Origin of the sequence: Streptomyces sp. NBC_01716, from assembly GCF_036248275.1 — a bacterium.
Lineage (GTDB): Bacteria > Actinomycetota > Actinomycetes > Streptomycetales > Streptomycetaceae > Streptomyces.
In genome coordinates, this window is record NZ_CP109181.1 from 6988967 (window position 1) to 7012502 (window position 23536).

Sequence of the window (23536 nt, forward strand, 5' to 3'; positions counted from 1 at the left end):
TCGTAGGTTAGCGATGCCTTCCGATGCGCCGTCGGCGTATGGGTTTGTAGGGCATTGCCCGAGCAATCCCTGAGCCAAGGACCGTGATCACCGTGCTCGTCGGCATCCCCCGCGAGGTCAAGAACAACGAGTTCCGGGTGGCCATCACCCCCGCCGGAGTGCACGAGCTCGTGCGCCACGGCCATCAGGTCGTCATCGAGCGGGACGCCGGCGCGGGCTCCTCGATCAGCGACGCCGAGTTCACCGCCGCCGGCGCCCGGACACTGCCCACCGCCGACGACGTCTGGGCCACCGCCGACCTGGTGCTGAAGGTCAAGGAGCCCATCGCCGAGGAGTACCACCGCCTCCGCAAGGACCAGACCCTCTTCACGTACCTGCATCTCGCCGCCTCCCGCGAGTGCGCGGACGCGCTGCTGAAGTCCCGTACCACCGCCATCGCGTACGAGACCGTCGAGACCGCGAACCGCCGCCTCCCGCTGCTCGCCCCGATGTCCGAGGTCGCGGGCCGGCTGGCCCCGCAGGTCGGCGCCTACCACCTGATGCGCTCGGTCGGCGGCCGCGGCGTGCTGCCCGGCGGCGTTCCCGGTACGGCTCCGGGCCGCGCCGTCGTCATCGGCGGCGGTGTCTCCGGCTGGAACGCCACCCAGATCGCCGTCGGCATGGGCTTCCATGTGACCCTGCTCGACCGGGACATCGACAAGCTGCGCGAGGCCGACAAAGTCTTCGGCACGAAGGTGCAGACCATCGTCTCCAACGCGTACGAACTGGAGCGGGCGGTCGTCGAGGCCGACCTCGTCGTCGGCGCCGTTCTCATCCCCGGGGCGAAGGCGCCGAAGTTGGTCACCAACGCGCTCGTGGCCAAGATGAAGCCCGGAAGTGTACTTGTCGACATTGCAATCGATCAGGGTGGCTGCTTCGAGGATTCACACCCCACCACCCACGCCGAGCCGACCTTCCAGATCCATGACTCGGTGTTCTACTGCGTCGCCAACATGCCGGGCGCCGTACCCAACACCTCCACCTACGCGCTGACGAATGCCACGCTTCCCTACATCGTGGCTCTCGCCGACCTCGGCTGGACCGAGGCGCTGCGCCGCGACCCGGCGCTCGCCAAGGGCCTCAACGCCCATGACGGGCAGGTCACTTACGGTTCCGTGGCCGAGGCGCACGGTCTTCCGTACACCGAACTGGCAACGGTTCTGGGCTGACCCGTCAACGGAGTTCGTCAACCTGACGCCCCCGGCCGGATCTTGCTCGGCGAGATCCGGCCGACTGTGTGTCCGGCCACTCCCGCGCCCGCGCTCAACTCGCCTCGAACGTAACCCTTTAACCCTTTCGCACCCGTGTGAAGCGCGCCGACGGAGCCCTGTGCGCCCTTGACACAGGGGTGTTCGGTTGCCGACACATCGGGCCGGGTCCGGCGGATTGTGTTGCTGCGGAGTGGTGACACGCCATAGAGTCGCCAACCGTCGGCATGGTGCCACGCTGACCTATCGATAAGTTTCCTGGTCACGTCCAAGGAGGTAAGACGACTTGTGAATGAGTCGACATTTACTCCCGGGGGTGGTCAACCAGGAATGCCCGCGCTGGGCCACCGGAGCCCGTCGTCCGGGCTAGAGGCCGTCGGCTCCGTCGCTGTCCGCACCTTCACCACCCATCAGCACATGACGACAGCCCACCAGACGATGGACGGCCACAACGTGAACGCCATGGCCGGCAACGAGAGTGGCCGAGAGTCCACCCACTTCGCCGACTTCGACGAGGTGCCCGAGGGGCACTTCTACGACCCCGACGCCGAGTACGAGCCCGACCCCGAGTACGCGGCCACCCTCGCGCCCGACGCGGCCAGACAGCGCCGCGAGCGAATCGGCCCGACCGGGCGTCCCCTGCCGTACTTCCCGATCCCCGGCCCGGTCACCGACCACGGCCCCGCGAAGATCATCGCGATGTGCAACCAGAAGGGCGGCGTCGGCAAGACCACGTCGACCATCAACCTGGGCGCCGCGCTCGCGGAGTACGGCCGGCGGGTGCTGCTCGTCGACTTCGACCCGCAGGGCGCCCTGTCCGTCGGGCTCGGGGTCAACCCGATGGAGCTCGACCTCACGGTCTACAACCTGCTCATGGAGCGGGGCATGTCGGCCGACGAGGTGCTCCTGAAGACCGCCGTGCCCAACATGGACCTGCTCCCGAGCAACATCGACCTCTCGGCCGCCGAGGTGCAGCTGGTGAGCGAGGTCGCCAGGGAGTCCACGCTCCAGCGGGCGCTCAAGCCGCTGATGCAGGACTACGACTACATCGTGATCGACTGCCAGCCCTCGCTCGGTCTGCTGACCGTGAACGCGCTGACCGCCGCGCACAAGGTGATCGTCCCGCTGGAGTGCGAGTTCTTCGCGCTGCGCGGTGTGGCGCTGCTGACCGAGACCATCGAGAAGGTCCAGGAGCGGCTCAACCCGGAGCTTGAGCTCGACGGCATCCTCGCCACGATGTACGACTCCCGTACGGTGCACAGCCGCGAGGTCCTGGCGCGGGTCGTCGAGGCCTTCGACGATCACGTGTACCACACGGTGATCGGCCGGACCGTGCGCTTCCCGGAGACCACCGTCGCCGGTGAGCCCATCACCACCTACGCCTCCAACTCCGTCGGTGCCGCCGCCTATCGCCAGCTCGCCAGGGAGGTGCTCGCCCGGTGTCACGCCGAGTGAGTCTGCCCGGGGCCGACGAGCTGTTCCGTACGACCGGGGGCATGGCGCTCCAGGCTTCCTCACCGGGAGACCGGCGGCGTACCGCGAACGGTGAGCCGCGGGTCCCGGCACCGGCCCAGGAGAGCGACCCGGTCGCCGAACAGCCGGGGGCCGCGCAGGCGGCGGCACCCGCTCCCGCGCCGGCACCGGCCCAGGAGCACTCGGCGACCGACGCGGACTCGGCGGCCACGTCCCGCAGCCGCACCCCCGAACGGGAGCAGCCCCAGCGCCGGGCCCCGGGATCGCAGGACAGCGGCGGCAGCGGCGGTGGAGCGGCCCCGGCGGGCCAGCAGGGCGGCCAGCGCCGCCGAGGGGGCCGCGGCGCCAATCGCCGTCCCAGCGGGCGCGAACGGCACGACGAGAAGATCACGGTCTACGTCTCCGCCGAGGAACTGATGGACCTGGAGCACGCGCGTCTGGTGCTGCGCGGCGAGCACGGGCTCGCCGTGGACCGGGGGCGGATCGTCCGTGAGGCGGTCGCCGTGGTCCTCGCCGACCTGGAGTCGCGCGGCGACGCGAGCATTCTCGTACGGCGCCTGCGCGGGCGCTGAGGGTAGCCTCGCCGGACCGAGCACCGCTCTCCCGCCTCCAGGACCGCCATGCCACCGACCGACGAACCCACCGCCCGCTCGCCCCGCCGCGCGCTGGGCCGTGGGCCCGGGACGGGCGGCGCGGCGGCCGAGCCGCCGGTGGTCGTGGAGCCGGGGGCCGTACAAGTACCACTGCCCGCGCCCGCCGCCGAGCCGGAGCCGGAGGCCGTACAAGTACCACCGCCCGCGCCCGCCGCCGAGCCGGAGCCGGAGGCCGTACAAGTACCACCGCCCGCGCCCGCCGCCGAGCCCGAGCCTGAGCCGGAACCTGAGCTCCCGCCCGAGCCGGACCCCGAGCCCGTACCCGATCCGGAGCCCGTACCCGCACCTGACGCGGACACCGAGCCCGAGCCCGCCCCGGCCGCCGATGGTGAACCCGAGCCGGACGACGGGCGGTTCACCGTTCGGCTCGCGAACTTCGAGGGGCCCTTCGATCTGCTCCTTCAGCTGATCTCGAAGCACAAGATGGACGTCACCGAGGTCGCGCTCTCGAAGGTCACGGACGAGTTCATGGTGCACATACGAGCCATGGGCACCGACTGGGACCTCGACCAGACCACCGAGTTCCTGGTCGTCGCGGCCACGCTCCTCGACCTCAAGGCCGCACGCCTGCTGCCGTCCGCCGACGTGGAGGACGAGGGTGACCTCGCGCTGCTGGAGGCCAGGGACCTGCTCTTCGCCCGGCTGCTCCAGTACCGCGCGTACAAGCAGATCGCCGAGATCTTCAGCGCCCGGCTCGACTCCGAGTCGCGGCGCCACCCCCGTACCGTCGGCCTGGAACCGCACCACGCCGCGCTCCTCCCCGAGGTCGTCATCAGCATCGGCGCCGAGGGCTTCGCCCGGCTCGCGGTCAAGGCGATGCAGCCCAAGCCCAAGCCGCAGGTCTACGTCGACCACATCCACGCGCCGCTCGTCTCCGTCCAGGAGCAGGCGGGGATCGTCGTGGCGATGCTGCGGGCGGCCGGCGAGGTGAGTTTCCTGACACTCGCCGAGGACGCCCCGGACACGCTCACCGTCGTGGCGCGCTTCCTGGCGCTGCTGGAGCTCTACCGGGAGAAGGCCGTCGCTCTTGCCCAGGACGAGGCCCTGGGGCCCCTCATGGTGCGCTGGACGGGCGGGGACGACGGCGAGCAGCCACGGGTCACGGACGAGTTCGACCGTCCGCCCGACCCCGTGGAGGACGCGAAGGACTCGAAGGGCACGAAGGAAACGGACGCCGCGACGGACACGAGCGAGGAGATGGCGTGAGCGAGCAACGGACGGTCGCCGACCTCGATCTCAAGCCCGCCCTGGAGGCGGTCCTCATGGTCGTCGACGAGCCCGCGACCGAGGACCACCTGGCCAAGGTGCTGGACCGGCCGCGCAGGGCCGTCGCGGACGCGCTGCGCGAGCTGGCCGACGAGTACACCGTCCAGGGCCGCGGATTCGAGCTGCGCCTCGTCGCGGGCGGCTGGCGCTTCTACTCGCGGGCCGAGTACGCGGAGGCCGTCGAGGGCTTCGTCCTCGACGGCCAGCAGGCCCGGCTCACACAGGCCGCGCTGGAGACCCTGGCGGTCGTGGCGTACCGCCAGCCGGTCAGCCGGTCCCGGGTCTCGGCCGTACGCGGAGTGAACTGTGACGGGGTCATGCGGACCCTCCTCCAGCGCGGTCTCGTCGAGGAGGCGGGAGCGGAACCCGAAACAGGTGCGATCCTGTACAGGACGACGAACTATTTCCTGGAGCGGATGGGCCTGCGCGGTCTGGACGAGCTTCCGGAACTCGCGCCCTTCCTTCCGGAGGCGGACGCGATCGAGGCCGACAGCCTGGAAGGCGTTCCGTCGTTCGATCCGGACGCACCGTACGCCCCGGACACTCACGCAGACGACAAGACGGACATTTGATGCGAAGCAACGGCAGGAACAGCGGAAGCGGCAGCGGCGACCGGAGCGGCGGCCGGGGAGCCGCGGGCGGCAAACCCCAGTCGAGGGCCGGCGGCGGTCGCGGCGGCAGCGGGGGGAGCGGCGGGAGCCGGGGGAGCGGCGGCGGCGCCGGCTCGCGCGGCGACAAGCAGCCGAAGCGTGAGGGTACGCCGCGTCCCGAGGAGCGCCGTTACGACGTCGGGCGCGGTGGCCAGGGTGGCGGTCAGGGCGGTTCCGGCGCCCCGTCGGGCGGCGGCAGCCGTGGCGCGGCTGCCCGCGGCGGTGCCAAGGGCGGCCCCAAGGCCCCGAGCATCGCGGCCAAGCGCCGGGCCCAGGGCAAGCCCGCCCGCCCGCGCGAGCTGGACGCCAAGATCGAGCAGCGCAACCGCGACCGGTACGCCGACAAGCCGGAGATCAGGACCCCGAGGACCAATCCGGGCGCCGAGCAGGAGGGCGAGCGGCTGCAGAAGATCCTCGCGCGGGCCGGCATGGGCTCGCGCCGGGCCTGCGAGGAGCTGATCGAGCAGGCCCGTGTCGAGGTCAACGGTGAGATCGTCGTCGAACAGGGCATGCGCGTCGACCCGCACCGCGACGAGATCAAGGTCGACGGGCTCACCGTCGCCACCCAGTCGCATCTCTTCTTCGCGCTGAACAAGCCCGCGGGCGTCGTCTCCACGATGGGCGACCCGGACGGCAGGCAGAACCTCGGCGACTACGTCACCAACCGCGAGACCCGGCTGTTCCATGTGGGCCGGCTGGACACCGAGACCGAGGGCATCATCCTGCTCACCAACCACGGTGAGCTGGCCCACCGCCTCACGCACCCCAGGTACGGCGTGAAGAAGACGTATCTCGCCGCTGTCCAGGGCCCGTTGCCGCGTGATCTGGGCAAGCGGCTCAAGGACGGCATCCAGTTGGAGGACGGCTACGCCCGCGCCGACCACTTCCGTGTCGTGGAGAACACCGGGAAGAACTATCTGGTCGAGGTGGTCCTCCACGAGGGCCGCAAGCACATCGTGCGCCGCATGCTCTCCGAGGCGGGTTTCCCCGTCGACCGGCTGGTCCGCACCGCGTTCGGGCCGATCCCGCTGGGCGACCAGAAGTCCGGCTGGCTGCGCCGCCTCACCAACACCGAGGTCGGCATGCTGATGCAGGAAGTCGGCCTGTAACCAGGCGTGTTCGACCCGAACCGCAGCAGTTGAGGACAGCCCGTGGCCCGAGGCCACGGGCTTTCCTGCTTGCGGGGCCCGCCGGTTCACCTTTATAGTCAGTATGACTATTAAGGAGGCGGGCGTGAGTCTCGCGGATTTCCTCGACCCGTTGCAGCAGCCTTTGGTGACCGTTCTCGACACCCCGGTGAGCTGGACCGAGGTGCTCGGCTTCGGCAGCGGAGCGCTCTGCGTCTGGCTCGTCGCCCGCCAGCACATCGCCAACTGGCCGATCGGCATCGCCAACAACCTGTTCTTCATCCTGCTGTTCACCCAGGCGGGCCTGTACGCCGACGCCGGGCTGCAGGTCGTCTTCATCGCCCTCGCCACGTACGGCTGGTGGACCTGGACCCACGGGGGTGGACCAAGTACGTCATCTCTCCCGGTGCGGCGCACCACGCGCACCGAGTGGGGCTGGCTGCTCGTGGCGGGGGCGGTGGGAACTCTCGGGCTGACGCTGCTCCTCGACCGCCAGACCTCCTCGACGGTCCCCTTCTGGGACGCCGTCACCACCGCGCTCTCGCTGATGGCGACCTACGGGCAGTGCCGCAAGCGGCTGGAGTCCTGGTGGCTGTGGATCGCGGCCGACATCGTCTACATCCCGCTCTACGCGCACAAGGACCTCTATCTGACGTCGATCCTGTACGTGGGCTTCCTGACCCTGTGCCTCATCGGGCTGCGCAACTGGTCGCGCGACCTGGCCGGCCGGCCCGCCGTGCCGCTGGAGGTCACGGCATGAGCGGGAACTACGAACACGGCCTGGTCCTCGGCAAGTTCTACCCTCCGCACGCGGGCCACCACCACCTCGTACGGACCGCGCGGGAGCGCTGCGAACGGCTCACGGTCCTCGTCTGCGCCGCCTCCGTCGAGTCCGTGCCGCTCGCCGACCGCGTCGCCTGGATGCGCGAGGTCCACCCGGACGCCCATGTCGTGGGCGCCGTCGACGACACCCCGATGGATCTGCACGACCCGGCCGTCTGGGACGCGCACATGGCGGTCTTCCGCGCGGCCGTCCCCGAGCCCGTGGACGCCGTCTTCACCTCGGAGTCGTACGGGGACGAACTCGCCCGCCGCTTCGGCGCAGAGTCCGTCGCCGTGGACCCGGACCGCACGCTCCACCCGGTGTCGGGGACGGCCGTCCGCAAGGACCCCGTCGGCTGCTGGGACTTCCTCGCCCCGCCCGTCCGGGCCGCGCTCACCCGCCGCGTCGTGGTGCTCGGCGCCGAGTCCACCGGCACCACGACCCTCGCGCTGGCGCTGGCCGAGCACTACCGGGCGCGTGGCGGCGTGTGGAGCCGTACGCGCCATGTGCCCGAGTACGGGCGGGAGTTCAGCGAGCGGAAGCTGGCCTCCCTGCGTGAGAACTGGCCCGGCGCGCAGTGGGAGGACGTCGAATTCACCACCGAGGACTTCCCGTTGATCGCCCGGCGGCAGAACGAGCTGGAGGAGGAGGCAGCCCGGGACGGCTCGCCCGTCCTCGTCTGCGACACCGACTCCTTCGCCACCACCGTCTGGCACGAGCGGTACGTGGGCGGGCGCAACCCGCGCGTCGAGGAGATCGCCGACCGGGTGCCGCACCATCTGTGGCTGCTCACCGGCCATGAGGGTGTCGCCTTCGAGGACGACGGACTGCGCGACGGCGAGGAGCTGCGGCCCTGGATGACGGGCCGCTTCAGGGACGAACTGACCCGCACGGGGCGGACGTTCGTCGCGCTCGAAGGGTCGCGCGAGAGTCGTCTCGCCGAGGCGGTGGCCGCTGTGGACGCGCTGCTGGGGCAGGGTTGGTACTTCGCCGCACCTCTGCCGGAGAACAGATGACACCCCCTCAGACTCCCCAGCCCTCGCAGCAGCCCTCCCGGCAGCCCCGGGTGCCCGAGAACTACGACCCCGCCGCCTTCGTGCCGTTCGCCGTCACCGTCGATCTCGCCGTCTTCACGGTCCGTGAGAGCCGTCTGCACGTCCTGCTCGTCGAACGGGGCGAAGAGCCGTATCTGGGCCACTGGGCGCTGCCCGGCGGCTTCGTACGGCCCCGGGAGTCCGCCGGGCAGGCGGCCAGGCGTGAACTCGCCGAGGAGACCGGCCTGTCGCCCGACACCGTGGCCGGACTGCGGCCCGAGCAGCTGCGTACGTACAGCGACCCGGACCGTGACCCCCGGATGCGGGTCGTCTCCGTCGCGTACACCGCGCTCGTGCCCGATCTCCCCGAGCCGCGCGGCGGCGGCGACGCCGCGCAGGCCCGGTGGACCCCGTACGACGACGACGAGCTGGGCCGGCTCGCCTTCGACCACGGCCGGATCCTCGCCGACGGCCGGCGCCGTATCGGCGCCAAGCTCGAATACACCTGCCTCGCCACGGCGTTCTGCCCGCCCGAGTTCACCCTCGGGGAGCTTCAGCAGGTCTACGAGACGGTCTGGGGCGTGGTGCTGGACCGGCCCAACTTCCGCCGCAAGGTGCTGACTTCACCCGGCTTCGTCGAACCGGTCGAAGGCCCGCCGCGGCGCACCGGCGGCCGGGGCAAACCGGCCGCCCTCTACCGCGCCGGCGCGGCCACCGCGCTGCACCCGCCGCTGCTTCGACCGGAAGGACGGACCACCCCATGACCGCAACGGACACGGCCGGCAAGTCAGCCGCCACCGGCGCCATGACCGGGCTCGCGCTCGGCGACGCCCTCGGCTTTCCCACCGAGTTCAACGATGTGCCCGCCATCCTCGCCAAGTTCGGTCCCTGGCGGGAGATCCCCCTGCTGAAGCCCGCGATCGTCAGCGACGACACCCAGATGACGCTCGCGCTCGGCCGGGGTCTGCGCACCGCCATGGGCCGGGGCCTGCTCGGACCGCTGAGCCTCACCCGGCCGGTACGCGAGGAGTTCGTGGACTGGTTCCACGACCCGCAGAACAACCGGGCCCCCGGCAACACCTGTATGACGGCCTGTCAGCTGCTCGACAGCGACCGTCCCTGGCAGCAGGCGAGCCGGATCGGCTCCAAGGGCTGCGGCGCCAACATGCGGGTCGCGCCCGTCGGGCTCGCGCCGGGACTGAGCGCCGAACAGCGGTCGGGAGCCGCCCAGTTGCAGTCCGGCCTCACCCATGGCCACCCGACGGCCCTGGCCGCCTCCGACCTCACGGCCCACGCGGTGCATCTGCTGGCGCGGGGGACCGAACCGATGGGCCTGGTGGGCCTGTTGCGCTCGTACGCGTACGAGAACCGGTCCCGCTACCACCACGCGTGGCTCGGCGATCTGTGGACCCACAGCCAGGACCCGTCCCCCGAGCACTTCATCGAACGGGGCTGGGACGACTGCCTGGCCGTGCTCGAACGGGTCCAACGGGCCCTGCGCACACCGTCCCCCGAGACGGACCCGTGCCTGGCGACCGGCGACGGCTGGATCGCCGAGGAGGCGTTCGCCACCGGGCTGCTCTGCTTCCTGCTCTTCCCCGACGAGCCGGTCACCGCGCTGCGCCGGGCGGCGTGCACCAAGGGCGACTCGGACTCGATCGCCTGCCTGACGGGCGCGTTCGCGGGAGCGCACCTCGGGGCGGGAGCGTGGCCGAAGGAGTGGGCCGACCGGATCGAGTACCGCGAGGAGCTGCTGGAACTCGGAGCACTCTGGGACGCTTGATCCATGCGTATGGATGACGAACATGTGGCCGACGGCGGCGCTCCCGGTCACCGCATCGACGAGCCGGCGGACGAGCGCGCCCGGCGCCTGTGGCGGGCCGGGCTGCCGACGACTGATCTCGGGCCGGCCCTCGCCGAGGAGACGGATCCGCTGCTGTTCGCCACCGTCTCCGGCGCGCACCTCTACGGATTCCCCTCCACGGACTCCGATGTCGACCTGCGCGGCGCCCATCTGCTGCCGGTCGCCGAACTCATCGGGCTGCACGAGCCCGACGAGACCCGGTCGCGGATGTGGGACCAGGACGGTGTGGAGATGGACCTGGTCAGCCACGACCTGCGGAAGTTCGTGCGGATGATGATGCGGCGCAACGGCTACGTACTGGAACAGCTCCACTCGCCGCTGATCGTCCACTCGACCGAGGCGCACCGCGAACTGCTGTCCCTCGCGCCCGGCGTACTCACCGGCCACCACGCCCACCACTACCGCGGATTCGCCGCGACCCAGTGGCGGCTCTTCGAGAAGACCGGCGAACTCAAGCCGCTGCTCTACACGTTCAGGGCGCTGCTCACCGGTGTCCATCTGATGCGCAGCGGCGAGGTGCAGGCCCATCTGCCCACACTGCTCGGCGAGGTGAGCGCGCCCGCGTATCTGCCCGAGCTGATCGAGGCGAAGGCCGAGGCCGAACACGGCGCGGCGACGGGCCTCGCCCCGACCCGCCTGCGGAGCGACGTGGACGCCCTCCACGAGGTCCTGGCGGACGCGAGGGAGGAGACCCGGCTCCCCGACTCCCCGGCCGGATACGAGGCGCTCCACGACCTCGTGGTGCGCACCCGGCTGGAGAGACCGGACACGCTCTAGGGCGTGTTTTAGAAGTAGCGTCGTCCGCCCATCGGGCGGGGCCCACGGCGTCTGGTGCGTGCGATCGCAAGGCGGAGGATCATCCTCGTACTGGACGTACTTGGATGACTCCGACAACGCGGCGAGCGTGCGTGCCAGGCGTCGTGGGCCAGACGGGACTTCTAAAACACGCCCTAGACGCCGAGCGCCGACGCCCGGCGCGTGCGGATCACGAAGTCCTCGACACGCGCGCGGTCGGGTTCGGCGGGCAGCGGGGAGTCGGCGAGCGCGGTGTCCGCCTCTTCTCCGAGGCGGTTCATCCGCCGCTCCACCTCCGCCCACGAGACCTCACCGCGTTTGACCGCGAGCAGCGGTTCGCGCTGGTCACCGGCGTCGACGACCAGCCGCCCCGTACGCAGCAGATCGCGGCAGGTGCCGAGCAGCCGCAGCAGATGCATGGCGTGCTTCCAGCGGGGCGCGCCGTGCTTCCGCAGGTCCGCCTCCAGCTTCCGGCGCTGGCCGATCGCGTAGCGGACGAAGGTCTCGTGCGCCTGCCGGGAGAGGAACGCCTCGCGCAGGGCGAGGAGTTCACGGCCGGTGGCGTCGGCATGCTCGACCAGCGGCGAGTGCAGGCATTCGAGCGCATTGGGATTGCCGCGCAGCGCGAGCAGACAGAAACGCTCCAACTCCCACGAGAACTGCTCGTCGGCCGGCCCGTCGACATGCGTCGGAGGCTTCTCGAAGCGCCAGAAGAGCGGCGTCGGCGCCCGGAACACCCCCCGGCGGTCGGTGTCACTGCCCTCGGTCGCCAGACCGAAGGCGCGGGAGCCCATGACGCACGCGTAGACGGTGTGCTCGCGCACCAGGTCCTCGGGGTTCATGGCCATGGAGATTACGGGGGCCGCACCACTGACCCGCCGCCGGGCCCGCGGCCGTCTCGCGCAACGGTCGGCCGGGCCGTATCCGCGTACATCTGTCTAACCTGGACGGAGTACACGATCACTGAGCGGGACGAGGAGCACGACGTGCCGGTACGAGCTGTCCGAGGGGCCGTCCAGCTGGAGCGGGACGAGCCGGGACACATGGACGAACAGGTCGCGCAGCTGCTCTCCGCCATCCTGGAGCGCAACAGCCTCGGGGAGGACGACCTGATCAGCATCTGGTTCACGGCCACCCCCGACCTGCACAGCGACTTCCCGGCCGCCGCCGCGCGCGGACTCGGCATCGTCGACGTCCCGCTGATCTGCGCGCAGGAGCTGGACATCGAGGGCGCCATGCCGCGCGTGGTCCGCATCCTCGCGCACATAGAGTCCGAGCTCCCCCGATCCGAGATCGCGCACGTCTACCTCGGCGCCGCGGCAGCCCTCCGCAAGGACATCGCCCAGTGAGAACCGCCCTCGTCATCGGAACCGGCCTCATCGGCACCTCGGCCGCCCTGACCCTCGCCGGACGCGGCGTCGCCGTCCACCTCGTGGACCACGACCCGGCCAGGGCGCGTACGGCGGCGGCGCTCGGCGCGGGCACCGATGAGCCGCCGGCCGGCCCCGTCGACCTCGCGATCGTCGCCGTACCGCCCGCGCACACCGCCGGCACGCTCGCCGACGCGATGCGCGCCGGCCGCGCGCGCGGCTATCTGGACGTCGCCAGTGTCAAGGGCGGCCCCCGGCGCGAGCTGGAGGCGCTGGGCCTGGACCTGGCCGCTTACATCGGTACGCACCCCATGGCCGGCAAGGAGAGCTCCGGGCCGCTCGCCGCCACCGCCGACCTCTTCGAGGGCCGGCCCTGGGTGCTGACCCCCACCCCCGGCACCGACACCGAGGTGCTGAACCTCGCGCTCGAACTGGTCGCGCTCTGCCGCGCCGTGCCGGTCGTGATGGACGCCGACGCCCACGACCGGGCCGTCGCCCTCGTCTCCCACACCCCCCAGCTGATCTCCTCGATGGTCGCCGCCCGCCTGGAGGACGCCGACGAGGCGGCCGTACGGCTCTGCGGCCAGGGCATCCGTGACGTCACGCGGATCGCCGCATCGGACCCCCGGATGTGGGTCGAGATCCTCACCGCGAACCCGGGGCCCGTCGCCGACGTGCTCGCGGGCGTGGCCGCCGACCTCGGCGAGACCGTCGAGGCGCTGCGGGCGCTCCAGTCCGCCGACGAGGCCAAGCGGCGCGGCGGCACCGAGGGCATCGAGGACGTACTGCGGCGCGGCAACGCGGGCCGCGTGCGGGTACCGGGCAAGCACGGCGCGGCCCCGACGGCGTACGAGACGGTGGCCGTCCTGATCAGCGACCGGCCGGGCGAGCTGGCGCGTATCTTCGCGGACGCCGGGAGCGCCGGGGTCAACGTCGAGGACGTCCGGATCGAGCACGCGACCGGGCAGGAGTCGGGTCTGGTCCAGCTGATGGTGGAGCCCGCGGCGGCCCCCGTGCTGAGCGCGGCGCTGCGCGAGCGCGGCTGGTCGATCCGCCGCTGACGGAGCCCGCCCGCGCACCCGCCCCGGGTGGCCGCGCGGGCGGCTTTCGCGGGGGTGTAAGGGAGGGTCCCAGCACTCGGTAACCTTGTGCGGGGGCGTACTGACGTCTGGGCGTTGGGAAACGGCCCCCGGAACGTATCCAGACCGTCGCGCGCGAACCACTTCGCCCACGACTCCGCGCCCCGTGAACCAGGAAGGTGTCCGCCCCCGTGGAAACCGCTGCAACCGACGCCAGGACCGCCCCGGCCGCCGTGATCGTCGCCATCGACGGGCCCGCGGGCACCGGCAAGTCGAGCACGTCCCGGGCCGTGGCCACCCAGCTCGGGCTGAGCTACCTGGACACGGGCGCGCAGTACCGGGCGATCACCTGGTGGATGATCAGCAACGGAATCGACGTCCAGGACTCCTCGGCCGTCGCCACGGCGGCCGACAAGCCGGTCATCGTGTCCGGCACCGACGCGGCGAACCCGACGATCACCGTCGACGGCGCGGACGCCTCGGGACCCATCCGTACGCAGGCGGTCACGGCCAAGGTCAGCGCGGTCAGCGCCGTCCCCGAGGTACGGGCCGTCATCACCGGACTCCAGCGCTCCATCGCGGCCGGTGCCGGGAACGGCATCGTCGTGGAGGGACGTGACATCGGCACGACCGTGCTGCCCGACGCCGACCTCAAGGTCTTCCTCACCGCCTCGCCCGAGGCGCGCGCCGCGCGCCGCAGCGGCGAACTCAAGGGCAAGGAGGCCGGCGACCTCGCGGCCACCAGGGAAGCGCTGATCAAGCGGGACGCGATCGACTCAAGCCGTAAGACGTCACCGCTGGCCAAGGCGGCCGACGCGGTCGAGGTGGACACCACCGACCTCACGCTCCAGCAGGTCATCGAGTGCGTCGTCACCCTTGTCGAGGAGAAGCGGGCGGCCCGGTGAGCGGACCCTCCCGGACCGAACCGTCCCGCGCCGCCGCGCCCTCCCCGAAGGGCGCCGCGGTCGGCCGCCGCATCGGCATCGGACTGATGTACGGCCTGTGGAAGCCACGGGTGCTCGGTGCCTGGCGGGTCCCGGTGACCGGCCCGGTGATCCTGGCCGTCAACCACTCGCACAACATCGACGGGCCGATGCTCATGGGCACCTCGCCCAGGCCCGTGCACTTCCTGATCAAGAAGGAAGCCTTCATCGGTCCGCTCGACCCGTTCCTGCTGTCGATCGGACAGCTGAAGGTGGACCGTGAGACCACCGACCGCGCCGCCGTCACCGACGCCCTCGGGGTGCTCAAGGGCGGCGGGGTCCTGGGGATCTTCCCCGAGGGCAGCAGGGGAGAGGGCGACTTCGCCTCCCTGCGGTCCGGGCTCGCGTACTTCGCCGTACGCACCGGGGCGCGGATCGTCCCGGTGGCGGTACTGGGAAGCACGGACCGCCGCGGGCGGTTGATATCCGCGCTGCCACCACTGCGCAGCCGTGTCGACGTCGTCTTCGGGGACGCGTTCGAGGCCGGTGACGGGAGTGGCCGGCGCACGCGGCAGGCGATGGACGATGCCACGCTGCGGATCCAGAAGCGGCTGACCGCCCATCTGGACCACGCCAGGCGCCTCACCGGGCGCCCGGCAGGACTTGAGTAGTGCACCGCGTCCGCGCGGTGCACCGATCACGATGAACGAGGTACGGACTTCATGAACAACCCTATTCACTCCGGCGACTCCGGTGGCTCCGTCGACGAGCACGGAGAGCTTGGCGACGCCGAGTACTCGGAGTTCATGGAGCTCGCCGCCCACGAAGGCTTCGACCCCGAGGAGATCGAGGGCGCGCTCGACGAGGCCGGTCACGGCCCGCTGCCCGTCCTCGCGGTCGTCGGCCGCCCCAATGTCGGCAAGTCGACCCTGGTGAACCGCATCATCGGCCGCCGCGAGGCCGTCGTCCAGGACAAGCCCGGCGTCACGCGCGACCGCGTCACGTACGAGGCCGAGTGGGCCGGACGCCGCTTCAAGGTCGTCGACACCGGCGGCTGGGAGCAGGACGTCCTCGGACTCGACGCCTCCGTCGCCGCCCAGGCCGAGTTCGCCATCGAGACCGCCGACGCCGTGGTCTTCGTCGTGGACTCCACGGTCGGCGCCACCGACACCGACGAGGCCGTCGTCAAGCTGCTGCGTCGCGCGGGCAAGCCCGTCGTGCTCTGCGCCAACAAGGTCGACGGCCAGAGCGGCGAAGCCGACGCGACGGCGCTGTGGTCGCTGGGCCTCGGCGAGCCGCACCCCGTGTCCTCGCTGCACGGCCGCGGTACGGGCGACATGCTCGACGCGGTCCTGGAGGCGCTGCCCGACGCCCCGCAGCAGACCTTCGGCACCACCGTCGGCGGCCCGCGCCGTATCGCGCTGATCGGACGCCCGAACGTCGGCAAGTCCTCGCTGCTCAACAAGGTCGCGGGCGAGGAGCGTGTCGTCGTCAACGAGATCGCCGGCACCACCCGCGACCCGGTCGACGAGCTGATCGAACTCGGCGGCAAGGTCTGGAAGTTCGTGGACACGGCAGGCATCAGGCGCCGCGTCCATCTCCAGGAGGGCGCCGACTACTACGCCTCGCTCCGCACGGCCGCCGCCGTCGAGAAGGCCGAGGTCGCCGTCGTACTGATCGACACGAGCGAGTCCATCAGCGTCCAGGACCAGCGCATCATCACGATGGCCGTCGACGCGGGCCGCGCCCTCGTCGTCGCCTTCAACAAGTGGGACACCCTCGACGAGGAGCGCCGCTACTACCTGGAGCGCGAGATCGAGACCGAGCTGGCGCAGATCGCGTGGGCGCCCCGGGTCAACGTCTCGGCGCGCACCGGGCGGCACATGGAACGGCTTGTCCCCGCGATCGAGACGGCGATCGAGGGCTGGGAGACGCGCGTGCCGACCGGCAGGCTCAACGCCTTCCTCGGCGAGCTCGTCGCCGGGCACCCGCACCCGATCCGCGGCGGCAAGCAGCCGCGCATCCTGTTCGGTACGCAGGCGGGCACCCGGCCGCCCCGTTTCGTGCTCTTCGCGTCAGGCTTCATCGAGGCGGGCTACCGGCGCTTCGTGGAGCGCAGGCTCCGCGAGGAGTTCGGCTTCGAGGGCACGCCCATCCACATCTCCGTACGGGTGCGGGAGAAGCGCGGCCGTAAGAAGTGACACGCGGGTGCCAAACGAGAAGCCGGTGGGCCGGCGCGGAGACATCCGCGCCGGCCCACCGGCTTCTCGTATACGGCCCGGTCACAGGCCCCGGCGGGGCGCAGGTGGCAGGGCCATCTGCGGGCGGCCCGCCTGATACTGCCTGCCGCTCTGCCAGGTGAACGGGGCCTGCTGCCCCGAGGACGACCCGTGCATCCCCGTACCGAAGGCGGTGAAGCCCAGGCTCTCCTCACCGCTCCGGTCGCCCGGCAGTGTCCTGAACGACCGCAGATACTCGGAGTACAGGGCGTCGTAGATCGGCGTGGCCGAGCAGCCGGACGAGTAACCGGCCGGCGGGTCCTGGGCCGGGCGCATCGCGGGGACCTGGGGCTGGTACTGCTGGCGGTGACGGTCGTATGAGTGCACGTAGGTGCCAACGACCTCGTCGTCCGTCGGATGCGGCCTGACCGGCGAAAATGCTGGTCGGGAGGGTCGGGAGGGGTGTAGGGGGGAGCCGTCGGGGGCGTGGGCCGGGTCTTCGGCGCGCTCCCGCTCCTCGCCGCGGTGCTTGCCCTCGGGGCGTTCCCCGGCCCGGTACTCCGCGGGCCGGTACTCCTCCGAAGGGGCGGGTCCCTCGTCCGTCACGTGCCGGCCAGCGGCATCGCCGCCGCCACCAGGCGGCCGTCCGCCGCCGCCTTGTCGAGCGCGTCGCGCAGCAGGTCCTCCCGCGGCTGCTGCCCGATGTAGCCGACCGGCGCGGCGAAGACGAGGACCGTACGCGACTTGTTGGCGGCGGCCCGCCAGTCGCCGGTGACCTGGAGCGGCTGATGGGCCTGCCACCAGGCGACCGGGGTGCCACCGCCCGTACCGGGCTGGAGAACCGCGTGCAGCTGGCCCATGGCGAGCAGCACCGACCAGCCGGGCAGTGAGCGCGGGGCCCGGTTCAGATCGCTGATCGGCTGGAAGCCCTGCTCCACCAGGAGCGGCAGGAACTCGTCCTCCCCGGCGAGCGAACCGGGCCGGGCGATGGGTCCGGTCGGCTCGACGACCAGGGCGGGGTGCAGCTGGTTGTCGATCAGGACCAGACCGCTGGTGACACCGAGGACGGCCTGGTCGCCGCCGGTGCCCGGCGCCGCCTGCGGGTCGCCGCCCGTGATGCTCCGGACGGCGCCCTGGAGCTGGTCCTCGGCCACCTTGACGACCTGCGAGGGGATGCAGGTCGCGTGGGCGAAGGCGAGGACGGCGGTCTCGTCGCCGATGAACAGCACCGTGCTGGTGCGCTCAGTTTCGGAGTCGCCCGGGGTACGGCAGGAGGTGCAGTCGTAGCTGCCCGGGGAGTTCTCGCCGACGAGCAGGCGATCGGCTTCTTCGTCGCCGATCTCGGCGCGTACGTCTTCGCTGACGTCGAGCATGCGCGGCACGGGTGGCTCCTCGAACTCGGTGCGTGGGCCGGGCTGTTCCCGGCTGGTAAAGAGACAACGGGTGAGCTGTCGCCGGGGTCACGCGCGAAGCCGGGCGAATCGAACCACCCGCCCGGCCCAAGAGGTGTCCTGCCGCTCCCGCCGGGCTCGCGGGGCCTGGCACGCACGTTCTCCCCCGTAGGCCCTGAGGGGGCGCGGGAGGTGGCCTCCTCAGCCTTGCGACCGCACGCACCGACGGGGCATCAGCCGCTGCCGCGGCGGGCGCTCCCGCATCCGGCCTGATCGGCAGGGCACCTCTCGCACGTACGGGTGAAGCTTCCGGCCGTCCCCGCCCCGCCGCGCGGGAGCCGCCGCCGTGCTGCGCGACGGTGCCACGGTGCCGCCGCACCCGGCGGCGGCCGACGGCGCCGCTCGCGCGTGCGCCGGCGTGCGACCGGACGAGCCCGCCCCCGGCCCACAGTCGCTCCAGTTTGACCAGGGAGACACCGCAGCCCATGCACATCTCTTTTCTGCTCCACAACGCGTTCGGCGTCGGGGGCACGATCCGCACCACGTTCAATCTCACGCGGGTGCTCGCCGAGCGGCACGACGTCGAGATCGTCTCGGTCTTCCGCCACCGCGAGGAGCCGACGCTGAGCGCGCCCGAAGGCGTCCCGCTCCGCCATCTCGTCGATCTGCGCAAGAACAGCCCGGACTACGACGGCGGCCACCCCGACATGGCCCGGCCGGCCACCGTCTTCCCGCGCGGCGACGGACGGCACAAGCAGTACAGCCGCCTCACCGACACCCGTATCGGCGAGCATCTGCGGTCCCTGAGTGCCGACGTCGTCGTCGGCACCCGCCCGGGACTCAACTGCCACATCGCCCGGCAGACCGCGCGCGGCCCGGTGCGGGTCGGCCAGGAGCACCTCACGCTGAACACCCACAGCCACCGGCTGCGCCGCGAGATCGCCCACCGGTACGTGCTGCTCGACGCCGTCACGACCGTCACCGAGGCCGACGCCCACGCCTACCGCACCCGGCTGCGGCTGCCCGGCGTACGGATCGACGCGGTGCCCGGCAGCGTGCCCGAGCCCGCCGTCGCCCCCGCCGACTCCACCGGGAAGTGGGTCGTGGCGGCGGGCAGACTGACCTCGGTCAAGCGGTACGACCTGCTGGTCACGGCCTTCGCCAAGGTGGTGGCGGCGCGGCCGGACTGGCGGCTGCGGATCTACGGCGCGGGCGACGCGACCGGCAACGAACGCGACGCGCTGCGTGCCCTGATCGACGAGCGCGGGCTCTACAACCACGTACAGCTGATGGGTACGGCGAACCCGCTGGAGCCCGAGTGGGTCAAGGGCTCGATCGCCGTCGTGACATCGAGCGTCGAATCCTTCGGCATGACCATCGTCGAGGCGATGCGCTGCGGCGTGCCCGTCGTCTCCACCGACTGCCCGCACGGGCCGGGCGAGATCATCGAGGACGGGGTCGACGGCCGGCTGGTGCCGGTCGGGGACGTGGACGCGATCGCCGGCGGACTCCTCACCCTGATCGAGGACGACGAACTGCGGCGGCGTACGGGCCTGGCGGCCCTGAAGTCGTCCGCCCGGTTCGATCCCGCGCGGATCGCCGAGCGCCACGAGGCGCTGTACGCCGAACTGGTCGCCCGGGGGAGGAACGGGGGACCGCGCGAGACGGTGCTCGGCACCGTACGGCGCGGCCGTGGCCTTCTCATGGGAGGCGCGCACTCCGTGCGCGAACTGGCGGCGGCCGCCGTCCGCAAGGGGAGGACCGCGTGAGCGCCCTCGTCGCACACTGCACGGCCGACGCGGCCGGCACCGTGACCTTCGAACTGGCAGGAGCGGCGGCGGCTTCCGGTGCGGAGCTGGTGCTGCGGCGGCGCGGCGGCGCCACGCCGGCCGACGAGGTCCGCCTTCCGCTGACCGGACCGCGCGCCGTACTCGACCGCGCCACCCCGCTCGCCGAGGGCCGCTGGGACATCGTCCTCGTCGCGGAGCGGGGCGACGGTGCCGGTGACGGCGCCGGTGACGCCGGCGGACAGCCCGTCCGGCCCGGCACCAGGGACGTACGCGCGCTCGTCGACCGGATCCCCGGCGCGGGCCCGGTCACCGTCCGCGTCCCCTACCCGACCGCCGACGGCCGCCTCGCGCTGCGCTGCTGGGTCCGCGCACCCCACGCGGAGGCCGGGGCGATCCAGCTCGCGGACGGTGCCATGACCGTACGGGGCGTGCTGTACGGCGCCGATGCGGGCGACGGCGCGAGTGTCGAGGCGCGGCGGAACCCGAGCGAGGGCGCCGCGGCACCCCGTACGCACCGGGTCCCGCTGACCGGCGGCGCGGACGGCGCCTTCAGCTTCACGCTGCCGTACGCGGAACTGGCCGAACCGGCGATGACCGCACGGCGGTTGTGGGACCTGTGGCTGCTGCCCGCACCCGGCGCGGACCCCGTGAGGCTCTCCCGGATCCTCGATGACGTATGGGACCGCCGGAGCATCCATGTCTACCCGGCGTACCGGGCGGACGGCTGGCTGGCCGCCCCCTGCTACTCGGGCGACAACAACCTCCTCGTACGGCTCGACCCGCGGACCTGAGCGTCTCGGCCCCTGAGCGTCTCGGCCGACCGTCCATGCGGACGGAAGCTGTCCTCGACGGCTGACAGAATCTCCGCATGCTGGACACCTCGGCCCGACTCCTGCGTCTGCTCTCCCTGCTCCAGGCCCACCGCGAATGGTCCGGCCCCGATCTGGCCGAACGCCTCGGGGTGACACCGCGCACCGTACGGCGCGATGTCGGCCGGCTCCGTGAGCTGGGCTACCCGGTGAACGCCCGCCCCGGCACCGGCGGCGGATACCAGCTCGGTGCCGGGGCCGAACTGCCACCGCTCCTGCTGGACGACGAGGAGGCCGTCGCCGTCGCCGTCGGACTGCGTACGGCGGCGGGCAACGGCATCGACGGCATCGGCGAGACGTCCGTCCGCGCCCTGGCCAAGCTGGAACAGGTCCTGCCCGGCCGGCTGCGCCGCCGGGTCGGCGCGCTCAACGCGTTCACCGTCCCGATGCTCCGGGGCCCCGGCCCGACCGTCGACGCGAGCGTGCTCACCGAACTGGCGAATCTCTGCCGGGACGGCGAGCGGCTGCGCTTCGACTACCTCGACCACGGCGGCGCCGCCAGCCGCCGCACCGTGGAGCCGCACCGGCTGGTGTGCACCGAGCGCCGCTGGTACCTGGTCGCCTGGGACCTGGACCGCGCCGACTGGCGTACGTTCCGGGCCGACCGTGTCACCCCGAGACCCCCGCACGGCCCCCGCTTCCCGCCCCGCGAACCGCCCGCCGATGATCTGGCCGCCTATGTCTCCGAGGGCGTCTCCACGCGGGCGTACGCCAACGCCGCGGTGTTCAGGCTCCATGTCTCCGCGGCCGAGGCGGCGCAGCTCGTGTCACCGTCCGCCGGTGTGCTGGAGCCGGTCGACGCGCACAGCTGTCTGCTGCGCACCGGGGCGGGCGGGCTCGACGTGATGGTGGTCCACGTGATGCTCCTCGGCGTCGACTTCGAGGTGGTCGAGCCGCAAGAGCTGACCGCACACATGCGGACGGCACGGGACCGCCTTTCCAGGGCGCTGGGGGACGCTCCGTAACAAGAGAGGGACGGGAGCCGCCGCGTTCGCCCCTCATCCGGAAGGTGTCGTACCGCCCGTGATTGTGCGAGGGGGAGGTTAATTCCAAGCCGCGTGTCAATTACCGGAGGTCCGTCGAACGGGGGAATTCGGGGCATAAAAAATACGGTGATCTTCGAACCTGCCTAATTGCTTATCGCTTACTTACGGCAGATGTGTGAAGGCCCCCGAGAAGGCGCCGGGGAGTCGCCGAACACATGTCGTGATCCTGTGACACAAGTGTGACGCTGTCGTATGTAAGTGAGTGGGGACAGTGACCGCGGAGCCCGCCCGGCACCCGCTTCCGTCACCGTCCGGCGTCACCCGCCGGCCGGGCCGGAAGCGCCGACAAGCCTTACGCTGAGCCGTATGGCATCGATACCGACACCTCCGGCGCAGCCCGACGACGCGCCCGACTCCTATGTGGGCCTCGGCGCGGTCGAGGCCGAGCGCATCGCGCGCGAGCGCGGCTGGACCACCGTCAGAGCGCTGCCGCCGGGCGCCATCATCACCCTGGAGTACCTCCAGGGGCGGTTGAACTTCGAGGTCGAGAACGACACCGTCATCCGCTGCTGGCTCGGCTGAACCCGCGCGTACGAGGGCTCACGAACGGGAAGACCCCGGCGCGCGCGCCGGGGTCTTCCGCTGTCAGGACCGGAGTTCAGCCGCCCGTAAGCGGCCGTGAGCGCGGCGGGCGGCGGCTGCCCGCCGGGGTGATCGGCGTCCGCTCCGAGCGCGCCGTGGCGTGCGGCCGGGGCTGGGTGAGCTGCGTGGAGGTGTTCCTGCCGGTCGCGTTGCGTCCCGAGTGCGCCGTGCCGACCGTCGAACGGCCGGCGTCCTCGTCCTCCTGCGCCGGGAGTTGAGGGACTATCACGGGCCAGGGCCCGCCGGCGGGCGCCGGCTCGGACACCGTCCTGCGCCGCTCGCGCCACCGCTCACGCACGGTGAAGACAGCGGCCTCCGTACGGGCGATCGTCGGCTCGAACCACGGCAGGGCGAGCAGGATCAGCAGACCGGCGACCCAGCCGAGCAGCACGTCGCTCAGCCAGTGCGTACCCAGATAGACGGTCGTCGCGCCGACCCCGAGCGCGACCACGGACGACCCGATCGACAGATAGCGCCTGGCCCGAGGCGTGGTGGCCAGATAAGCCAGGATGCCCCAGGTCACCACCGCGTTCGCGGTGTGTCCTGAGGGGAATATGTCGCCGCCCGCGAAGAGTTCGGCCGATCCGATCTGCGTCGCGTAATGAGGGCCGAGCCGGCCGAGGCCGAGCTTCACCGCGCCCACGGTCACGTTGAGCAGCAGCAACGACGCGCCGAGGACGAGCAGCGGTCGCAGCGTGTGCTGGCGCCAGGACCGCCACCCGAGCCAGGCCGCGATCATCACGGCGGTGGGGCCGCGCTGGCCGAGCACCACGAAGTAGTCGAGGAAGGCGTGCAGTTGCTGCCACTGCTGGTACGGCCGGAACAGCATGATCTTCCAGTCGAGGACCACCAGCCAGGACGAGGCGAGGACGGCGACGACGATGGCGAGATAGATCGCCAAAGTCCCGCCGAAGAGGGTCGCGCGGGTACGGCTCATCCGCGGGATCTCTATCTTCGGCGGCTCCGGCTCCCGGTCCAGTCGGGCGAAGATGTCGGTACGCACCCAATCGACGTTACAGCGAGTGAACGGCCGACTCGGTCGTTCCAGTCTCTTTGTGATGACGATGTGATGTGGAGTGTGTCTCGGATCGCTGTTTATCCGAGGCGGTTCCGCAATTTCATGTGACCTTCCGCCCTATTGCCCGTGGCGGGGCCCCGGTAACTGTCTATCTGCAAAACAGAATTAGTTCACCGTGGCGTCGCACGGAATTTTCCGGCCGCTTGACCGAAGCTTGACCGCGCCGAGGTGACCCCCCGGCCGTCCGCGGCCCGTCCCCGTACGCCACACTTCGACGTCCGGCGGGTGAGATGAGCCACGTTCGAAGCAGGGGAACT

General features: G+C 71.6%; 24 protein-coding genes. 20 read left to right on the forward strand and 4 right to left on the reverse strand.

Annotated features, from left to right (window positions below):
• Positions 1-92: 92 nt before the first annotated feature.
• From ald to OIE74_RS30815, 11 genes are all read left to right on the forward strand, one after another.
• The gene (ald, locus tag OIE74_RS30765; RefSeq protein ID WP_329392509.1) at positions 93-1208 is read left to right on the forward strand and encodes an alanine dehydrogenase; all 1116 of its coding nucleotides are present in this window, start codon (positions 93-95) and stop codon (positions 1206-1208) included.
• Between the two features lie 369 nt (positions 1209-1577).
• Positions 1578-2702 (forward strand): ParA family protein, encoded by a 1125-nt coding sequence (locus OIE74_RS30770; protein WP_329389403.1) that lies wholly within the window; start codon positions 1578-1580, stop codon positions 2700-2702.
• Positions 2699-3292: a hypothetical protein gene (locus OIE74_RS30775; RefSeq protein WP_329392510.1), complete on the forward strand. Its 594-nt coding sequence runs from the start codon at positions 2699-2701 to the stop codon at positions 3290-3292. Before OIE74_RS30770 ends, OIE74_RS30775 begins: the two co-directional genes overlap by 4 nt.
• Positions 3293-3340: 48 nt before the next feature.
• Positions 3341-4579 carry a segregation and condensation protein A gene (locus OIE74_RS30780; protein ID WP_329389405.1) on the forward strand — a complete coding sequence of 413 codons (1239 nt, stop codon included), beginning with the start codon at positions 3341-3343 and terminating at the stop codon, positions 4577-4579.
• Complete coding sequence (gene scpB / locus OIE74_RS30785) at positions 4576-5211, forward strand: SMC-Scp complex subunit ScpB (RefSeq protein WP_329389407.1); 636 nt, start codon at positions 4576-4578, stop codon at positions 5209-5211. The genes OIE74_RS30780 and scpB overlap by 4 nt, the downstream gene beginning before the upstream one ends.
• Positions 5211-6398 carry a pseudouridine synthase gene (locus OIE74_RS30790; RefSeq protein WP_329389410.1) on the forward strand — a complete coding sequence of 396 codons (1188 nt, stop codon included), beginning with the start codon at positions 5211-5213 and terminating at the stop codon, positions 6396-6398. The genes scpB and OIE74_RS30790 overlap by 1 nt, the downstream gene beginning before the upstream one ends.
• A 124-nt stretch (positions 6399-6522) precedes the next feature.
• Positions 6523-7176, forward strand: coding sequence for a nicotinamide riboside transporter PnuC (gene pnuC, locus OIE74_RS30795; protein WP_329389412.1), 654 nt, complete (start codon positions 6523-6525; stop codon positions 7174-7176).
• Entirely contained in the window at positions 7173-8255 is a 1083-nt protein-coding gene (locus OIE74_RS30800) for an AAA family ATPase (protein ID WP_329389414.1), read from the forward strand. Before pnuC ends, OIE74_RS30800 begins: the two co-directional genes overlap by 4 nt.
• Positions 8252-9037 carry an NUDIX hydrolase gene (locus OIE74_RS30805; protein WP_329389416.1) on the forward strand — a complete coding sequence of 262 codons (786 nt, stop codon included), beginning with the start codon at positions 8252-8254 and terminating at the stop codon, positions 9035-9037. The genes OIE74_RS30800 and OIE74_RS30805 overlap by 4 nt, the downstream gene beginning before the upstream one ends.
• The gene (locus tag OIE74_RS30810; protein ID WP_329389418.1) at positions 9034-10056 is read left to right on the forward strand and encodes an ADP-ribosylglycohydrolase family protein; all 1023 of its coding nucleotides are present in this window, start codon (positions 9034-9036) and stop codon (positions 10054-10056) included. The genes OIE74_RS30805 and OIE74_RS30810 overlap by 4 nt, the downstream gene beginning before the upstream one ends.
• Positions 10057-10059: 3 nt before the next feature.
• A complete protein-coding gene (locus tag OIE74_RS30815) occupies positions 10060-10914 on the forward strand; it encodes a nucleotidyltransferase domain-containing protein (protein ID WP_329389420.1) in 855 nt (284 codons plus the stop codon).
• A 173-nt stretch (positions 10915-11087) separates the two neighbouring features.
• Here OIE74_RS30815 and OIE74_RS30820 read toward each other — a convergent pair whose 3' ends face one another.
• Complete coding sequence (locus tag OIE74_RS30820) at positions 11088-11774, reverse strand: nucleotidyltransferase domain-containing protein (RefSeq protein ID WP_329392511.1); 687 nt, start codon at positions 11772-11774, stop codon at positions 11088-11090.
• Between the two features lie 144 nt (positions 11775-11918).
• On the opposite strand from OIE74_RS30820, the gene aroH reads away from it, so the two are divergent.
• The 5 genes from aroH (at position 11919) to der (ending at position 16505) form a co-directional block, all read left to right on the forward strand.
• A complete protein-coding gene (aroH, locus tag OIE74_RS30825) occupies positions 11919-12281 on the forward strand; it encodes a chorismate mutase (RefSeq protein ID WP_329389422.1) in 363 nt (120 codons plus the stop codon).
• Positions 12278-13363, forward strand: coding sequence for a prephenate dehydrogenase (locus OIE74_RS30830; RefSeq protein ID WP_329389424.1), 1086 nt, complete (start codon positions 12278-12280; stop codon positions 13361-13363). The genes aroH and OIE74_RS30830 overlap by 4 nt, the downstream gene beginning before the upstream one ends.
• 197 nt (positions 13364-13560) lie before the next feature.
• The gene (gene cmk / locus OIE74_RS30835; RefSeq protein ID WP_329389426.1) at positions 13561-14286 is read left to right on the forward strand and encodes a (d)CMP kinase; all 726 of its coding nucleotides are present in this window, start codon (positions 13561-13563) and stop codon (positions 14284-14286) included.
• Positions 14283-14975, forward strand: a complete 693-nt coding sequence (locus OIE74_RS30840; protein ID WP_329389428.1) for a lysophospholipid acyltransferase family protein — start codon at positions 14283-14285, stop codon at positions 14973-14975. The genes cmk and OIE74_RS30840 overlap by 4 nt, the downstream gene beginning before the upstream one ends.
• 51 nt (positions 14976-15026) lie before the next feature.
• Positions 15027-16505, forward strand: coding sequence for a ribosome biogenesis GTPase Der (gene der / locus OIE74_RS30845; protein WP_329389430.1), 1479 nt, complete (start codon positions 15027-15029; stop codon positions 16503-16505).
• Positions 16506-16586: 81 nt separating this feature from the next.
• On the opposite strand, the gene OIE74_RS30850 is transcribed toward der, so the two are convergent.
• Together OIE74_RS30850 and OIE74_RS30855 are read right to left on the reverse strand one after the other, a co-directional pair.
• Positions 16587-17129, reverse strand: coding sequence for a hypothetical protein (locus OIE74_RS30850; RefSeq protein WP_329389431.1), 543 nt, complete (start codon positions 17127-17129; stop codon positions 16587-16589).
• Positions 17126-17905 carry a hypothetical protein gene (locus OIE74_RS30855; RefSeq protein ID WP_329389433.1) on the reverse strand — a complete coding sequence of 260 codons (780 nt, stop codon included), beginning with the start codon at positions 17903-17905 and terminating at the stop codon, positions 17126-17128. Before OIE74_RS30855 ends, OIE74_RS30850 begins: the two co-directional genes overlap by 4 nt.
• A 494-nt stretch (positions 17906-18399) precedes the next feature.
• Here OIE74_RS30855 and OIE74_RS30860 point away from each other — a divergent pair, with 494 nt between their 5' ends.
• The 4 genes from OIE74_RS30860 (at position 18400) to OIE74_RS30875 (ending at position 22141) form a co-directional block, all read left to right on the forward strand.
• The gene (locus OIE74_RS30860; RefSeq protein WP_329389435.1) at positions 18400-19683 is read left to right on the forward strand and encodes a glycosyltransferase; all 1284 of its coding nucleotides are present in this window, start codon (positions 18400-18402) and stop codon (positions 19681-19683) included.
• Positions 19680-20495 (forward strand): hypothetical protein, encoded by an 816-nt coding sequence (locus OIE74_RS30865; RefSeq protein ID WP_329389437.1) that lies wholly within the window; start codon positions 19680-19682, stop codon positions 20493-20495. The genes OIE74_RS30860 and OIE74_RS30865 overlap by 4 nt, the downstream gene beginning before the upstream one ends.
• 77 nt (positions 20496-20572) lie before the next feature.
• Positions 20573-21538: a helix-turn-helix transcriptional regulator gene (locus OIE74_RS30870; protein WP_329389439.1), complete on the forward strand. Its 966-nt coding sequence runs from the start codon at positions 20573-20575 to the stop codon at positions 21536-21538.
• Positions 21539-21925: 387 nt separating this feature from the next.
• Positions 21926-22141, forward strand: a complete 216-nt coding sequence (locus tag OIE74_RS30875; protein WP_329389441.1) for an I78 family peptidase inhibitor — start codon at positions 21926-21928, stop codon at positions 22139-22141.
• A gap of 76 nt (positions 22142-22217) precedes the next feature.
• Here OIE74_RS30875 and OIE74_RS30880 read toward each other — a convergent pair whose 3' ends face one another.
• Positions 22218-23204, reverse strand: coding sequence for a phosphatase PAP2 family protein (locus tag OIE74_RS30880; protein ID WP_329389443.1), 987 nt, complete (start codon positions 23202-23204; stop codon positions 22218-22220).
• Between the last annotated feature and the right edge of the window lie 332 nt (positions 23205-23536).

Coding starts and splice junctions, on each gene's coding strand:
- OIE74_RS30810 (WP_329389418.1), top strand. CDS start 9,034: ATGACCGCAACGGACACGGCCGGCAAGTCAGCCGCCACCGGCGCCATG.
- OIE74_RS30820 (WP_329392511.1), bottom strand. CDS start 11,774: ATGAACCCCGAGGACCTGGTGCGCGAGCACACCGTCTACGCGTGCGTC.
- OIE74_RS30780 (WP_329389405.1), top strand. CDS start 3,341: ATGCCACCGACCGACGAACCCACCGCCCGCTCGCCCCGCCGCGCGCTG.
- OIE74_RS30770 (WP_329389403.1), top strand. CDS start 1,578: ATGCCCGCGCTGGGCCACCGGAGCCCGTCGTCCGGGCTAGAGGCCGTC.
- OIE74_RS30805 (WP_329389416.1), top strand. CDS start 8,252: ATGACACCCCCTCAGACTCCCCAGCCCTCGCAGCAGCCCTCCCGGCAG.
- OIE74_RS30790 (WP_329389410.1), top strand. CDS start 5,211: ATGCGAAGCAACGGCAGGAACAGCGGAAGCGGCAGCGGCGACCGGAGC.
- OIE74_RS30860 (WP_329389435.1), top strand. CDS start 18,400: ATGCACATCTCTTTTCTGCTCCACAACGCGTTCGGCGTCGGGGGCACG.
- OIE74_RS30870 (WP_329389439.1), top strand. CDS start 20,573: ATGCTGGACACCTCGGCCCGACTCCTGCGTCTGCTCTCCCTGCTCCAG.
- der (WP_329389430.1), top strand. CDS start 15,027: ATGAACAACCCTATTCACTCCGGCGACTCCGGTGGCTCCGTCGACGAG.
- OIE74_RS30815 (WP_329389420.1), top strand. CDS start 10,060: ATGCGTATGGATGACGAACATGTGGCCGACGGCGGCGCTCCCGGTCAC.
- OIE74_RS30875 (WP_329389441.1), top strand. CDS start 21,926: ATGGCATCGATACCGACACCTCCGGCGCAGCCCGACGACGCGCCCGAC.
- OIE74_RS30800 (WP_329389414.1), top strand. CDS start 7,173: ATGAGCGGGAACTACGAACACGGCCTGGTCCTCGGCAAGTTCTACCCT.